This is a genomic window from Nocardiopsis sp. NPDC050513, from assembly GCF_044457925.1.
In the GTDB taxonomy this organism is placed as follows: Bacteria; Actinomycetota; Actinomycetes; order Streptosporangiales; family Streptosporangiaceae; genus Nocardiopsis.
On the sequence record NZ_JBITHK010000004.1, the window covers coordinates 469,740 to 485,992 of the forward strand.

Consider the following 16,253-nt stretch of genomic DNA (forward strand, 5'->3'; position numbering starts at 1 on the left):
TCATTCCGTGTCCGCCCGCGCTGTCCACGGTGCGTTCTCCGCCTGGGGACCGTACTGGGCTGGTACCCCGCCCGAGGTCCGTCCCGATCCTGGGAGGGGTCGGTATCCGCTGTCGGCGGTCATGGTCGGGCGCGGTGTCCACCCCGCGGGCGGCTGCCAGCCGTCCGGGACGAACTCGGCCTCGATGAACCACACCAGCTCGACCGGGCCGCCCTCGCCGCGCTGCGCGGGACGCTGGTAGGCGGCGTGGATGACGAAGCTGCTGCCGCGCGGAACGAGGATCTCCCGCTCACTGCGTGCGTGGGACAGCGGCGCGGCGTTCAGTCCCGCGAACCCCGCGGGAACGCGGAACATGATGTACAGGGGGCGGTCGTAGGGGGTGCGTGTCCCGATCGAGGTCGAGATGTAGCTCGGCTCGGTGTGGACGGTTCCCACCAGGCGCGTGATCGTGCCGGGATCGGCCGTGTCGATGCCCAGGTTGTCGGTGAAGCCGCTGTCGACCCCCTTGTGCACGATGAGCGCCGTCGGCAACGGCGAGGACGCGATCGCGGCGTCCACGTTGCGCACCAGGGAGACGAAGTCGTCGCGTCGGTACTCGCCGACGGCGCCGTGGCGCAGCCCGCGGTGGGCCAGCCCGTAGTCGGCCCCGGTGTACTCGGACACCGCGTCCGCCTGCGCCGGGTCCGAGACCGTCGCGAGGTTGCCTTCGGCCCACCGGGCGGCCGCGGCGTCGTCGGCGAACCGCAGCGCGTCGTCCATACCCGTACCGCCGGGCTCGGTCGGTCCCCCGTGCCAGACCGGCGCGGGGCCCAGCTCGTTGCGTACGTCCATGGCGCCGGTCAGGATCTCCCCCTCGCCGTCGTCGCTGGAGTCCTCCTCGGAGTCGTCGTCCGAGTCCAGGCTCGCGTCGGACTCGCCGTCCGTGTCGTCGCCGTCCCACGGCTGGGCCTGTGGGACGAAGGCGGACATGACGGTGACGTCGGTCGCGAGCGGGTTCCGGTCTCCGCCGCGGGTCTCCCCGGCGGGCGCGGGCGGGAGGCCTCCCTCCCCGTCGCGGGGGTCGGAACGCCAGTCGGCGGGCGGCGTCCATCCGTCCGGCACGACCTCGGCCTCGACCACCCAGTGGTCGTTCTCGTACAGCTCGTCGCGGACCGGCCGGACGTCGTGGACGACGAAGGTGGATCCGCGGCGCAGGAGCACGTCGGGGCCGTCGCCGGGCCGCGGGCCGGAGAGATCGGAGGTGTTGAGGGCGGGGTAGCCCTGGGGGACCCGGATGAGGATGACGACGGGGTCGCGGAAGTCGGGTGAGGGTGCGCTGGTGGTGGCGGCGGTGAATCCGGGGTCGGTGTAGGTCCGCCCGATCAGGTCGCGCATGGAGTCGGGGTCCGCGGGGGAGGCGCCCAGGAGGTCGGTGAGGGCGGTGCCCGCGCGCTGGTGCAGGATCAGCGGATCGGGTGCGGGGGAGCGGTCGATCAGGGTGTCGAGGGTGTCCACGGCCTCGCGTGTGCGCTCCGGGGCGTCTTCGGGCCCGGGGCCGTGGCGCAGCGCGTCGTTGACGGCGGTGCCGTCGCCGTTTCCGGCGAAGGTCCGGACGACCGAGGTCTCCTGCGGGCTCATGGCGGGCGGCGGCATGCGCAGCGCCAGGTACATGGCGCCGTGGCCGGGGCCGTCGAGGGCCTGGCCGTCACGCATGCCCTGGGGCTGGACTCCGCTGCCCCAGGACGCGGGCGAAGGCCAGGCCGCGCCCCCGAGTCCGCCGTCCTGGTCCTCGGTGACCTGTCCGTCCGGGGCCCGGGTGTCCTCTCGGGCGGAGGCGGGCGCCCCGGGCGTCTCGGTCGACACCGTCGGTGTGAACTCGGGGAAGGGCCGGTCCAGGAGCCCGTTGGGGTCGTAGGGCGCCTTGGGGTCCAGGAACGGGAACAGCGGTTTGGGATCGAACCCCGTCCCGAGCCCTTCGGGCAGCGGTGCGGGGCTGCCGGGGTGCGACGTCGCGCCGTCCCTCGTGTCGTCCACGTCACCGAGGGGCCAGTCGGTGTCCTGCCCGGGCTCCGGGAGACTGACGCGCAGGACCGTCAGGTCGGTGTGTCCGGGAGCGGCGTGTGCGGCGGGAACGAGGACGTCCGCGTCGATGTGCAGTGTCCCGTCGTCGTCCAGGGTGACCTTGGTGATCCGGTACTCGGTGTTGCGCGGCAGCAGCAGCCTGTGCCGGTCTGGGTTGCCGCCGCCACCCTCGACCCAGAGCCCCTTCGCTCCGGCGGGCAGCCTGAGGTGGAGGCGGAACGGCGCCGCGTTCGAGCCGGTCGGGGTCTGCTCTCCGAGGGTGGTGGACGGGTAGCCGGGTCCTGTCTGGACCGTCCCCACGAGCGCCTGCGGGTCGCCCGGGTCGAACGCGCGCAGGAAGTCGGCCCTGTCCAGATCCTGGTGCACGAGGATGGACTCGGGCAGGCGCGTGTCGTCGAGAGCCTGGTCGATGAGGTCGATCCGGTGGTCGAACTCCTCGACGGTCGGGAAGTGGCCGAACGCATCGACCAGGCGTCCGGCGCGTCCCGCCCTGTCCCGCAACTCGGCGATCCGTACGTCGGGGTCGAAGGAACTCAGGATGTCGTCGACGATGGCCCGCTGCGCCGGAGGAAGGTCCGACCGCGAGGCGTCGTCGATGTCGAACATCGACGGAGGGATCCACTCGCCCCCGGTCATGGTCATCTCGAACAGGGGCCACCCCTCGCCGCGGTCCGCGGACCATTCGCGCAGAAGGTCCGACTTCGCCTCGCGGTTCGCGGCCGACGACATCTCGTCGTAGGGGCGGGGCTCCTTCACGAACTGCAGGACCGCGCCCTGCTGCTCGAATGTCAGGTTCCGGAAGCCGCGGGGGTTCCTCCGGGAGTCGTCGAGGATCCTGTCCCCGTACCTCGCCCCCTCTTCGGCCGAGGCGAAGCGCCGGACCCCGTCCTCACCGACGGAGCCCGGGACGGAGGTGACGGCGGGCGGCTCACTCGGGGCCGGGGCGGCCAGGGTCTCCGGGCCGGTCACGTCGGCGGGAACGAGGACGTCCGCGTCGATGTGGATCATCCCGTCGGCGAGCCTGGTGATGTTCGTGATCATGTACCGCGTGCCGTGCGGCAGGAGCAGTTCCCGCTGTTCCGGGGTGACGCTGTGGCTCCCCAGCCAGAATCCCTTGGCTCCGGCCGGAAGCGTGAGGCGGAGGTGGACCGGTGCGGGGTCGGAGTCGGGGAACGAGATGCCCGACCCGGCTCCGAGGGAGGTGGACAGGTAGCCGGGTTCTGTCTGGACCGTCCCCACGAGCGCCCGGAGGTCGTCCTCGTCGTACCCGTCCATGAAGTCGATGCCCCGGACCAGTCGGTGCGCCACGATGGGTTCGGGTAGCGGGCTGTGGTCGATCACGTGGTCGATGAGCGCCATGCGATCGTAGACGTCCTGGACGCGGGGCCAGTACCCGAACGAGTCGATCAGCCGCCCGGCGTATCCCGCCTGGTTCCTCAACTCCTCGAGCCGTGCCGCGGGATCGGTGGCGTCCATGATGTCCTCGACGAGGTCCATCTGCCAGTCGGGCAGGTGATCCTCCTCGTCGTAGGCCCTTCGGACGTCGTCCAGCGTCGGGGGTTTGAGCCCTGCCAGTTCGTACAGGGGGAAGCCGGGGCCGTCGTCCAGGTACAGGTCCTCCAGGACGTTCTGCCGCCCCTCCTCGTCCGTCGCCCGGAGGATCCGGTTGAACGGCCTGCTGCCGGGCCAGGTGTAGGAGAAGGCCGCACGCTGCTGCTCGGCGGTCAGGTTCTCGTACGCGTAGGGGTTCCTGCCGGTGTCGTCGAGGAACGCCTCGCCGTAGTCCTCTCCTTCCCCGTTCGTCGTGAAGCGCCGGACTCCGTCCTGGCCGAGGGTGCCGGGAAGGCCGTTCGGGTCGGGCTCCGGGTTCGACGCCTCGTTCGAGCCGTGGTCCGCGGCCGGGTCGTTCGGGGCGGACGTACCGTCATGGTCGCGGTCGTCGGAGGAGACGACGACCTCGGCGTGGATGTGGACCGTCATGTCGGGGTCCGTCACGACCATGGTGGGAGCGTACTGGGTGCCGGCCGCGAGGATCAGCTCCCGCTGATCCGGATGCACGCTGTTCCCGCCCATCCAGATCCCCTTGGCTCCGGCCGGCACCGTGAGGTGGAGGTGGAACGGCATGTGATCCCAGTCGGGGACCGTGGCATGCGCGCCGAGGGAGGTGGACATGTAGCCGTGTTCCGTCTGGACCGTGCCCTCAAGCGCCTTCGGGTCCGGTGAGGCGAGCCCGGTCATGTACCTGACCTCGCGGACGGCACGGTGCACCACGATGGATTCGGGCAGGCGACCGCTGTCGAGGGCCTGGTCGATCAGGCGGATGCGGTCTTCCATGTCGGCGACGGTGGGGAATCTCCCGAACGTCTGGGCCAACCTCCCGGCCCGCCCCGCCATGCCCTTCCAGAAGTCGAGTCTCCCCGCGGGGTCCGGGCTTCTCAGGATGTCGAGGACCAGGGCCTCCTGGTCGCTGTCCAGGTCGTCGATCCGGGTGTACGCGTGGCTGATGTCGTCCACCGTCGGGACTCTCAGCCCCGTCAACTCGTACAGGGCCCAGAACTCGCCCGCATCGGCGATCCACGCATCCAGCATCCGTTCCTTGTCCGCCTGGCTCGTCGCCCGCCGGAAGGCGTTGTACGGCTCGCCCCACCGGGTGTACTCGCGGAGCGCGTCCCGCTGCTCGGCGGGCAGGTTGTGGAACGAGTGGGGGTTGCGCTGCGGATCGTCGAGGACCTCGTGGCCGTACCTCTGCCCCTCCTCGTCTGTGGCGAAGTGCCGAACCCCGTCCTCACCGAGGGTGCCCGGGAGGTCGCCGACGTCGATGGATCGGACGCGGACCTCGGCTTCGGAGACCTCCTCGGAGTCCGAGGGGACTTCCTGCGTTGGAGCCACGTCCTGGGCCCCGTCCGGCGACGGTGCCGGGCTCTGGGCGGCGACCGGGGAGTGCCGGTCTTCGGCGGCGTCGTCGGAGTCGCTGGCCCAGCCCCACAGCAGGGGCCGGGGCGAGGGAGGCCCACTGTCGGCGTCGTCGGAACCGGCATCGCTGTCGCTGTCCCGCGGCTGGGGGGTGAAGGCCGACATGACGGTCAGATCGTCGGCGAACGGGTTCCGGAGTTCGCGTGTGAGGTCGGTGAAGGGCAGGTCGAGCAGCCCGTTGGGGTCCACGAGGCGTTTCGGGTCCAGCTCCGGCAGCGTGACCGGCGGCTTGATCAGGCCGAACACGTCCAACGGCCCGTACGGGGACGCGATCGTGTTCCCGGGGGAGTCGGTGCCGTTCCGGGTGTCGTCGACGTCCCCGAGCGGCCAGTCGACGTCGTCGCTGTCGCGCGCCTCGGGCGGCGGCGCCCCCTGACCCGGCTCGCCGCGTGAACCGTCACCGGGGTTGTCCTGGTGCGACCGCGTACCACCAGGGTTGACCTGGAACCCGCGCACGTCATCGAGGTCGCTGTCGGTCGGGCCCGGACCGCCGTCCTCCGGGGCGACGTGAGGGGTGCCGGAGCGGTCGCTGCCCGCGTAGGTCGGGATGGGGAGCAGGACGTCCGCGTCGATGTGGACGACACCGTCGTCGTCGGTCCGGACTCCCGTGATCTGGTAGCTGGTGTCACGCGGCAGAACCAGCTCACGCTGGTCCGGGACGGCGCTGTGGCTGCCCAGCCAGAAGGCGTGCGTTCCCTCGGGCAGGGTCAGGTGGAGGTGGTAGGGCATCGGCCGCCAGCCGGGCAGCTGCGCTCCCGCACCCAGGGACGTCGACAGGAAGGCGGGGTCGGTCTGCAGGGTCCCGACGAGAGCGTCCAGGTTGTCCGGGGTGTACCCGTCCATGAAGGAGATCTCTTGCAGGAGCCGGTGCGTGAGCAGTCGCTCGGGCAGCGGGCTGTCGCCGATCACCCGATCGATGCGGCCGACACGGTCGAGGATGTCCTGCACAGTGGGGAACCGACCGAACGATTCGATCAACGCCCCCGCATCCCCCGCGCGCTCCCTCCAGTCGGCGAAACGCTCCGCGCGGTCCTGGACAGGAGCGCCCATGATGTCGTCGACGACCTCCCGCTGTTCGTCGGTCAGACCATCGCGCGAAGCGTGGGCCCGGGCCACGTCCGCCATGGTCGGCGGGCGCAGCACCGGACCGGCCAGCTCGTACAGCGCCAGGCCCGGGCCGGCGTCCGCGAGGTACTCGTCCAGAACCGCCTGCCGGCTCTCCCGGTCCGGGGCGCGCAGGATCTGGTTGTAGGGGTCGCTTCCGGGGTCGGTGTATCCGTAGACGGCGGCCCGCAGGTCGGTCGGAAGGTTGAAGAACGCGTGGGGGTTGCGGTCCGGGTCGTCGAGGAACTCCTCGCCGTACTCCGCTCCTTCCTCGTCGGTGGCGAAGCGTCGGACCCCGTCCTGGCCCACGGTGCCAGGTAGGTCCTCGGGGTCGAAACCCGAGTCGGAGCCGGAGTCGGACGCCTCGGAACCGGACTCCGGACCTGGGCCGCCCACGGTCGCAAGGGAGGCACCGGAGGCGTCGGCGATCCAGCCGGGCGCCGTCGCGGACCCCAGCAGGTCCTGGAGCGCGGCTTCGGGGGCGGGGGCGGTGAGAATGCGCGTGACCAGCCGCCGCAGCGACGGGGACAGGTCGGGACGGTCCGCATGATCGACGATGTCGTGCAGGGTGGGCCAGGAGTCGCCGTTCATCGCGTACAGGTCCCAGCCGGGGCCGCTGCGGAACGACGCGCCGGAGGGCGGTCCCGCCCCGTCGCTGGCGGAGTGCCCCAGGTGGGGCGGCTGGGGGGTGAAGGCCGGCATGGCGGTGAGGTCGTCCGCCAGCGGGTTCCGGAGTTCGCGTGTGAGGTCGGTGAAGGGCAGGTCGAGCAGCCCGTTGGGGTCGATGAGGCGTTTCGGGTCCAGCTCCGGCAGTGTGAACGGCGGCTTGATCAGGCCGAACACGTCCAATGGCCCGTCCGGGGACGCGGTCGTGGAGGCGGGGGAGTCGGTGCCGTTCCGGGTGTCGTCGACGTCCCCGAGCGGCCAGTCGACGTCGTCGCTGTCGCGCGCCTCGGGCGGCGGCGCCCCCTGACCCGCACCGCCGCGTGAACTGCCACCGGTGCCGCCGCCGGTACCGTGCCCGTTGTCCTGACCGTTGCCGTGGGCGCTGTCGGTGGTGCGGTTGGGGCGGCCGTCCCCTAGGGGGGTGGAGGAGGAAGAGGAGCCGTCGCCGCCTACCTGGTCCGGGACTGGTACCAGGACCTCTGCTTCGATGTGAAGCTTGCCGTCGTTCTGTGTGACTCTGGTGATCCGATACCGGGTGTCGCGTGGCAGAAGCAGTTCCCGCTGTTCAGGGGCGGTGCTGTTTCCGCCCAGCCACAGCCCTCTGGCACCCGCGGGAAGAGTGAAGCGGATATGGACCGGCCAACGTGGCATGCCGATGATCGCGGCTCCGTCTCCGAGAGAGGTGGAGAGGTAACCCGCTTCCGTCTGTACGGTCCCTACGAGCGCCTGTGGGTTGTCCGGGTCGAAGCCGTCCATGAAGTTGGCTCCCCAGAGACCCCGGTGCGCCTCGAGGGGTTCGGGCAGGTAACTGCCCTCGAGCGCCTGGTCGATGAGGGAGATCCGGTCGTCGATGTCCTGGACGCTGGGGAAGTGCCCGAACACATCGACCAGGTGACCGGCGAGTCCGGCGTCGTCGCGCAGGTCGGCGAGTGTCCGGTCGGGGTCTCCGGAGGTCAGGATGTCGACGATCATGTTCCGCTGGTCGGGGGTCAGGCCCGCGCGCCCGTAGGCGTCCTGGATGTCCTGGAGCGTCGGAGCCCGCAGCGGCCATCCCGACAGCTCGTACAGGGGAAAGCCGTCTCCGTCGTTGTCGTACCAGTCCTCCAGCAGCTCCTCCCGGGCGTCGTCGTCCCGGGCTCTGAGCATGTCGTTGTATGGCCAGCTGCTGGTGGTGTAGGCGAGGACGGCACGCCTCTGCTCGTCCGGCAGGTTCTGGAACGCGTGGCGGTTCCACTGCGGGTCGTCGAGGAACTGGTCGCCGTAGCGCGCGCCCTCCAAGAACGTGGCGAAGCGCCGGAACCCGTCCGGGCCGACTGTGCCCGGGATCTGGGCGGGACCGGACGGGTCGCCGGTGTTCTGCGGCGTGGGCTGGGGCGTGAACGCCGGCATGACGATGAGGCCACTGGCCGCCCCCGACTCGGGTTGCGGCGCGGCCGGGAGTCCTCCCTCGGAGTCGCGCGGGGCGCTGCGCCAGTCGGCGGTCGGTGTCCATCCGTCCGGCACGACCTCGGCCTCGACCACCCAGTGGTCGTTGTCGTACAACTCGTCGCGGACCCGGCGCACATCGTGGATCACGAAGCTGGCCCCGCGCCGCAACACCACATCCGGACCCTCACCCCAACGCGCCCCCGACGAACCCGAGGTGTTCAACGCCGGGTAGCCCTCGGGCACCCGGACCACCACATCGACAGGATTGCGGTGGTCCAACGGCGGAACAGCCGCGGTCGCGGCCACGAACCCCGGATCGGTGAACATCCGACCGACCAGACCACGCATCGACTCCGGATCGGACAGCGACACCCCCAACCGGTCGGCGAACCCCCCGTCGGCGCGGTGATGGACAACGACCGGCTCGAACACCGCCGACCGGCCGATCAACGCGTCCAGCGTCTCCACGGTCCCGCGGGCACGGTCCACGACATCCTCGGGCAGGGGACGGCCGCGCAGCGCGTCGTCGACCCGCGCCGCACCGCCCGGAGCGGTGAAACCGTTGACGACCAATGCTTCGTCACCCGACAGAACCACCGGCGGAACGACCCGCGGCACGTCCGCCGGGCCATCCAGGGTCCGACCGTCACGCATCCCCCGCGGCTCCACACCCCCACCCCACACGGGAGGCGGCGCCCACTCAGCGGTCACACCCCGACCGCCCGCGCCGTCCGGGGCACCGGTGGACGTGACCGCCGTGTCCGGAAACGGCAACTGAAGCAGACCATTGGGATCGAAGAGCCGCTTGACGTCCGCGTAGGAGTCGGCGGGCTCCTTCGGGTCGAGTCCCGCGAGCCGGGACGGCGGCTTCGCGAGGCCGAACACGTCCAGCGGACCGTCCGGCGGTGCGGTCGCACGGTCGGGGGACGTGCCGTTCGGGGAGCTGTCCCTGTCGGCGTCGTCGCTGTCGCGGACCTCGGAGGGCGGCGGGACGCCCCGACCGCTGTTCCCGTCGTCGGGAGAGGTGAGCACGGGCATGGCTGTGACGTCGGTCGGGGTCCACCCGTCCGGCACGATCTCCAGCTCGATCGCCCAGTGCCGGAGACCGTACTCGTCGCGTTCCAGCTCCCGGACGCTGTGGATGAGGTACGTGGTGTCGCGGCGGAGAATGACCTCGTGCTCGCCGGGCTTGGGGACGCCCCGAACGCCGAAGGCGTTGAGCGCCGGGTAGCCCTGCGGCGTCCTGATCGACATCTGGACGCGCCGGTTCGGGAAGGGCGGCTCGTGCGACAGAGAGGTGGAGCCGTACCCTCGGTCGGTGAACGTCCTACCGACCAGAGCCATCATCTGATCGGGGCGGTTCGTCGACGTGGCGAGCTCGGGGGGCAGCAGGTCGACGCTGCGGTGGAGCAGGACTGACTCGGGCGCGCGGGACCGGTCCACCAGGCTGTCCAGGGACCGCACGGCCTCGCGCACGCTCGAATCGGCGTCGCTCTCGTTGACCCCCATGCGCAGCGTGCGGTTGATGCTGAGGTAGCTCCCACCGGTGTAGCTGAGGATGTGGGACCGCTCCGCCTCGTCCACCTCGGGGGAGCGCAAGGTCTCGGTGAGGTAGGTCGTCGAGTCCTCGACGGTGTCGAAGGTACGCGCGCCCTGCATGCCCTCGGGGCCCCGGCCCTGACCCCATACGGGCGGTGCCGTCCACCCTTGGGCGGGCGGGGTCAACACCGACATGACGGTCGGATTGGTCAGGTGGGAGATGCCGGGGCGGGGCGGATCCGCCGTCGGGCGGGTGTTGGCGGAGGAGGGGCCACCGGTGTCGGTGCCCGAGTCGTCGTTCCCGCCCGTGGCCCTGGCAACGTCCGAGGTGTCGGGCGCGGCGGTGGGGTCGTCGTTCCCCGGGACGCGCTGGGTGGTGTCGGGACCGTTGTCCCCGGACGGGGTCCGGGCGTTGCGCGCCTCAAAGACCCGTTGGTCGAGCTGGTCCGCCGCCCGCTGGTGGTCGGCCGCGCCGAAGAGGGCGTCACGCACACTCGACCGGTGGGTGTTGATGCTGTCCACAGTGCTCTTGAGCTGCCGATTCAGCACGTCCAGGCGCGCCTTGGCCTTGTCGGCGGCGGTCTCCGCGGTCCGCAGTCGGGCTTCGAGCTCGGGGACCTCGTCGCGCAGCGAGGCGGCGTGCTCGGCGGCCGCGTCGGCCTGGCCTCGCGCGGCGGCCACGTGCATTCCCAGGAGGTGGACGCCCTGCCGCGCTCCCACTTCGAGTTGAGCCGCCCGGTCGGCCTCCCTCTGCCACTGGCTCGCGCGATCGTCGAACTGGCGCACCTGCTCTTCCGCACGGGAGTCCTCCGCCTGACGGGTGGCGAGTTCTGCCCGCAGATCCGCGAGCTCCTGGTCAGCCGAGCTGGAGCTCTGCGCGTCGTGCGCGGGGTCGGAACTCCCCGCGTCCCCGTCCCCCCGACCGGAGTTCTGTGCGGCGACCTCCAGCGCCCGGATCCGTTCGACGAGGTCCGCGGTCTCCCGCAGCCGATCGTCCAGGGTCCGCTGCGCGGCGTCGCGAGCGTCGGTGGCGGCCCCGACCTGATCGAGGGCCTTGTCCTTGCGGTCCTTGGCCCGCTTCTCGTCGGCGCGCTCCTGATCCTGGTTCTTCTTCAGGCTGTCCGCGCGGTCGGCCTGGGTCCGCGCGGTGGTCTCGGCCTGCTGGATCGCGTCGTGGGTCTGCCGGATCTGGTCCTTGATCTGGTCCCGTGTCCGCTCGGTGGAGCCTTGTTCGGCTCGGGCGCGCGGGATGTCCTGTCGGCTCAGACGCTGGGCGTCCGGTTCCAGCCAGTCGAGGTTGGCCTGGTCCCTGCGGGCCTGCTCCAGCAGCGTGTCGACCTCCGCTCTGTGGTCCTCGGCCTGCCGGATCAGGTCCAGGACCTCGCTGTCGTCACCGGGACGGGCGTCGCTCGTCAGGGCGGGCGCGCTCAGGTACGGGGAGACGAGGTCGTGGAGGCGGTCGGCGTAGGTGCGGAGGGCGGCCCCGCCGGCGTCGCCGTCGGAGAGGGCGGCCGCGGCCCCCAACACGTGACGCGCCGCGTCCAGGGCCTGTGCGCGTTGGCGGATCGTGTCGGCGATGGCGGTGTAGCGCGTCGCCCTGCGCTCCAGGTCCTTCTCGACGGTCCGGAGTCCGTCGAGTTCGTCCGCGGCGGTGTGCAGCTCGGTCTGGCGGGCGGCGAGTGCGGTCCTGGCGTCGTCCAGGTCCTGTTCCAGCGTGTCCCGCTGGGCCGTCACGGTGCCGAGATCCCGCTCGGCCTGGTCGAGGCGGGTCTTCAGGTCCTTGGCCGCCTGGTCGAGCGCCGGATCGCCCGGGGTGGTGCCAGCGGCGCCACGGGTGGAGTCGTACTGTTCCTTGAGCTGGTCGCGGCTCTGCTGGGCGGTGTCGAGGGTCCGCTGGACGTCGGCGAGCGCGTTCTCGACCGTGGTGATGTCGGCTTCGACGAGTGCGGCGTCCTGCTCGGCCTGCCCGAGCCGCGCCCGCGCGTCGGGGACCTGTGCGAGGATCGCCTCGGCCTCCTCGCGCAGTCCGTCGGCACGGGTGCGCAGGCGGTCCTGGTCGGCGGTGGCGCGCGCGGCGGCGTCGCGCACGTCCCGCGCCCGGGAGTCGAACCGGTCCTCGCCCGGACCGGCATCGCGTGACGGGGCGGTGGCGGACTGGGCCGTGATCGCCGGATCGGCGGGCTCCAGGTTGAGTTCGGCGAGGAAGCGGGCGCCGAGGCTCGGCCCGGGATCCACGGCGGGGGTTGTCGTCGTGTCGGCGGCGTCGCCCGGTTCGGCCGTCTCGGTGATCGGCGGGAGCGACGGGACGTGGCGGACGCGGCCCCCACCGGTCCGCTGGGACGTGACGTCGATGTTCGAGGGGTCCTTGACGGCTTCGCGCGTGGCGTTGATCGTCCTGACCCACGAGTCCATCGCCCGCTCGAAATCGCCCTGCTTCTCGTCCAGCGCCTGTTCGAGTTCCCGGTACCGGTCCCTGGCGTCGGTGTCCTCGGGCTTGGCCGCGTACTCGGCGGCGGACGACTCCACGGGGCGGCGCGCGGTCAGGTAGTCCGTCTCCGATGCGGACAGGTTCGCCTCGGAGCTGGCCACCTTCTCGATGACCGTGGTCAGCCGGTCGGCGTCGGCCTGGGTGATGATCCCCATCCGGACGGCGTCGCTCTGGGACACCCAGGCGGTCACCTTGGAGTCGGTGTCACCGAGCTGCCAACGGGCGGGCCGCGGGGGCCTCGTGCCGAACACACCGCGCACCGTGTCGGCGACGTGGCCGAGGGCCCTGGAGAAGGCGGAGCCGCGCAGTTCCGACTTGGCGCCGATCGCCCACTTGGTGTCGACCTCCACCAGGAGGAAGGGGCCGAGACGCTCGCGCTTGGAGTGCGGCGGGTCCGCCGGTTCGACGGCGCGGACGTTCTCGCCGCCGGACTCCGTGACGACGGGCGCCGTGGCCGCCCCGGTGTGGATGCCGAGGTGCGGATCGTGCAGCGGGGACTCGTCGGACCGACCGGAGGCGTGCGCGGTCGGCATGGCGCCCCGCACGTTCTCGTGTTCGAGGACGGACACGGTCGCCTCGCCCGCGACGCCGGAGTCGGACATCCATCCCGTGGGGACGACGTCGAGGATGCGCGCCGACGACGGGTCGGGCTGGGCCTTGACGCTCCAGGTGGTCCGGCCCATCTGGATGAGTTCGGCGCCGTCGTCCGCGGCCTCGGGGTAGAGGCCCTTGAGGGCGACCGCGTTGAGGCTGTGGTCGATCGCGTTGTACCGCGTGTTGAGGCCCAGCTTTCCGGCCGCGTACTCGCGGGCCGACTGGATCGCCGCGGGGGTGTAGCGACCGCCCGCGACCGCGTTCGGCGGCGGCGTCCAGCCCAGGGACTTGGCGACGACGATGTGACCGGTGTCGCGGACGTCCTGCCCGCCCCTCTCGACCGTGGCCGGGACGACGACCCCCTTCCTGCTGGCCATCGGGCTGTCCCCGCCGTTGTTCGCGGTCCAGGCGCGCAGCATGTCGTGCAGGGACGCGCGGGTCTCGCTGACGGGGTGTTCCGGTGCCGTGGTGGAGGTCGGCGCGGCGGTCGGCGTCGTGCCACTCGTGGTGGCCGGGGTCGGAACCGGGCCCGAGGACGTGGGCACGGGAGCCGGGGTGGTCCCGCTCTCCGGCGGCTGCCCGGTGCCGGTTCCCTGGAAGTCGAGGTAGGAGGTCGGGTAGACCGTGCGCACCGTGCCGGCGTCGCCGCTGCCGGAGAAGATCCTGCGCTCCCCCTTGCCCGGCTGGTCGCCGAGGACCTGGTTGGCCAGCTGCTGGTCCCTGGAGATCTCCAGGTCGAGCGTCATCCGGGTGTCGTGGCTGAGCTTGGCGTAGGGGATGTTCAGCGCGAGCTCGACGGTCCGCGACTCCGCCTCCGCCTCGACGTCCGCGTTGACGCGGACGGAGATCCCCGACGGCGCGATGGCGGGGCCGGTGAGGTAGGGGCGGCTGTCCGGCGGCGGGTCCGCCGACTGATCGGCCCCTCCCGGATCGGTCGGCAGCGGTTGCCACAGGTTGCCCTGGGCGCCCACTCCCCGGAAGTGGACGTCGGCCTCGGTGTGTGTGTCGGACTCCTCCCACTTGTGCTTCTCGCGGAACTCGTTGCTGCTCCCCAGGAACTCCAGTTCGGGGTTGGAGTAGTCCAGCCGCACGTGGACGGTGGCGTCCAGGGCCAGGGGCGCGGTGGCCGGAGAATTCAGGTCGCGGATCGACTGGTCGATCCCGCGCACCTTGACCGGGATCGGCACCCCGGAGTTGGGTTTGTTGCCCAGGTGCGAGGTGAGCGCGTGCAGCACGGCCTCGCGACTGCCCGCCGTCAGTTCCCAGCCCGCGGAGGCCAGGTCGTTGACGAGCGCGTGCAGCGCCGCGTTCGGGTCCGCGGGCGCCATGCGCTTGCCGGAGTCCTCGAACCCGGAGCGCACGGTCACCGGGCCGGGCTTCTTGGGCTCGGGCCGCGGCTCCAGGGTCAGCTGGCCGTCCTTCTCGACCGCCTTGTCCTCCACCAGGCCGGCGCTGTGGGCGTCGCGGATGTGCAGCGTTCCCGTCACCAGGTCGGAGACCTTGGCCATCCAGCCGCGGAACTGGGCGGTCCTCGGGAAGGTCGGTCCGATGTCGAAGTTCTTGACGAATTCGTACGCCTGTGTGATCGTCCCGGACCCGGTGAACGAGTAGGCCATCGGGACGAAGGGCAGGAAGGCGACTGTCTCGGCGTACTTCCTGCCGAGCGTGTGTCCCTTGGACCTGATGAAGAGGCTCTTGCGGACGTTGGGCCCGAGTTGGGGGACCGGGCGCAGGCCGTCCTCGTGGCCGAGTGGCTGGTCGGGGTTCGAGGAGTCCGCGGGGCGGGGGTTGGGGTTGCCCCAGCCCAGGCCGCGGACGTTGGTGGTCACCGCCCAGGTCGTGCTGGCGTTGATGGACAGGTCGAGGGTGGTCTTGTCCTGCCACGTGACGATGGCGTCGGACTGCTTGAAGGTGTCGACGGAGGTGACGTCGAACTCGGTGGACACGGTGGCGCGCACGTCGTTCGGGGACCACAGTCCGCCGCTCATCTCCGCGCGGACCCGGCTCCCGTTGTTCGAGGCCGCGAGCACCTCGGGTGAGAGCGCTGTCGGGAGGAGCTGCCTGCTGCCCTCACCCTCGTGGAGGAAGTGTTCGAGCTTGCGGCGGTAGCCGTCGTGCAGGCCGAACGTGCGCCGGGGGGTGGAGAAGGCCTGGTAGGTCTCGTCGAGCAGGGTGGTGTCCCCGCCGCTCTCGGTGCGGAAGCGTGTGGCGATGCTCTCGATGGTGGCCGAGAGCTGCTTCAACCTCGCCGCCCGGCGCTGCGCCTGGGTCTCCTTCGGAGAGGGCGTGGCCGGGGCGTCGGCGGGCGTGTTCCGGGTTCCGGCCGGGGACGGGTCACTGGCGGTGCGGTCGTCGGTGGTCGTGGCGGCGGCTCCGGCCTCCGGAACGGAGGAGCGCCCCCGCGACCGGAAGTCGCGCCGCCGGTTGACGCTCGTGGGATCGGGTGTGGTGTCGCCCTTGATGATGCGTGCGGCGTCCTCGGGCGAGATCGGCGTGATGTCGCGGATGACGGGTGGCGCCGCCGGGGGCGCCGACGGGTCCGGTTGCCGGTCGGCCTTGGGGGTGTCCAGCGTCAGCTGGGCCTGGACGGGGTTGTCGAGCAGCGGTATCCCGCGGTCCCGCAGCGGATCGGCGCCGTCGCGGACCAGGCCGACGTCGTCGAACTCGTACAGGCGCGCGTCGAACGTGGCCCGGCTGACCCAGACGTCGGAGTCCTCGGGGAAGACGAGGACATCGTCGGATCTGTGGGAGATCCCCTGGCTCTGGCCGGAGCCCGTCGTTCGGCTCGTCGGGACCGAGACCATGGGGAGGCCCGTCGACCTGGGCAGTCGGTGGACGTCATCGGCGTCGCGGTTGCGGACCAACGCCGCGGCCGTGACGGTCACGGCGTTGCGCGTCTGGCTGCGGGTACCGCTGGAGCGTCCCGAGGACCCGCCGAGCTCGGCGCCGGTGCCGCGGTCGGTCGGGCGTACGTGCTGGAGGGCGCCGAAGTCGGCGAAGAGCCGGACCGTCAGGAACTTCGGCCGGCGGAGTTTCTCGTCGCCCCTGAACAGGGAGGCGGGGTTGACCCACGCGGGTTCGAACAGCTGGACGGGGATCCCGTGCAGAGCGAGGTGGTCCAGCCCGCCCTTGAAACCCGACTCGGAGATGGCGTCGAGGATCTTGAGCGTGTTGTGCCGGGCGATGTCGTAGTTGCGGCGCAGCGGCCATTTCTCGCGGGGGGAGCGTTCGAAATAACCCGAGTTCTCGTTGCCCGGACGGCGCGCGTAGTCGGACTTGTCCCGTGCCAGTTCCGGGAGGACGAGACCCGGGCGTCGTCGGGCCAGTCCGGTCAGGATCTGGTGGGCCAGTTCCTCGTGGATCCCGCGCGGCGGTCCTCCGTCCGTGGTCTGGTACTGCT

1 protein-coding gene (only partly in view) is annotated in these 16,253 nt (G+C 71.5%); it reads right to left on the minus strand.

Annotation, left to right across the window (positions count from 1 at the left end; all coding sequences use genetic code 11):
• Window positions 1-16,253, minus strand: partial view of an ADP-ribosyltransferase gene (locus ACIBFB_RS10085; protein ID WP_397228341.1) — the 3' portion only. The gene runs 13,867 nt beyond the window's last position; 16,253 of the gene's 30,120 nt are visible here — the last part of the coding sequence; its start codon lies beyond the right edge, outside the window; its stop codon occupies window positions 1-3.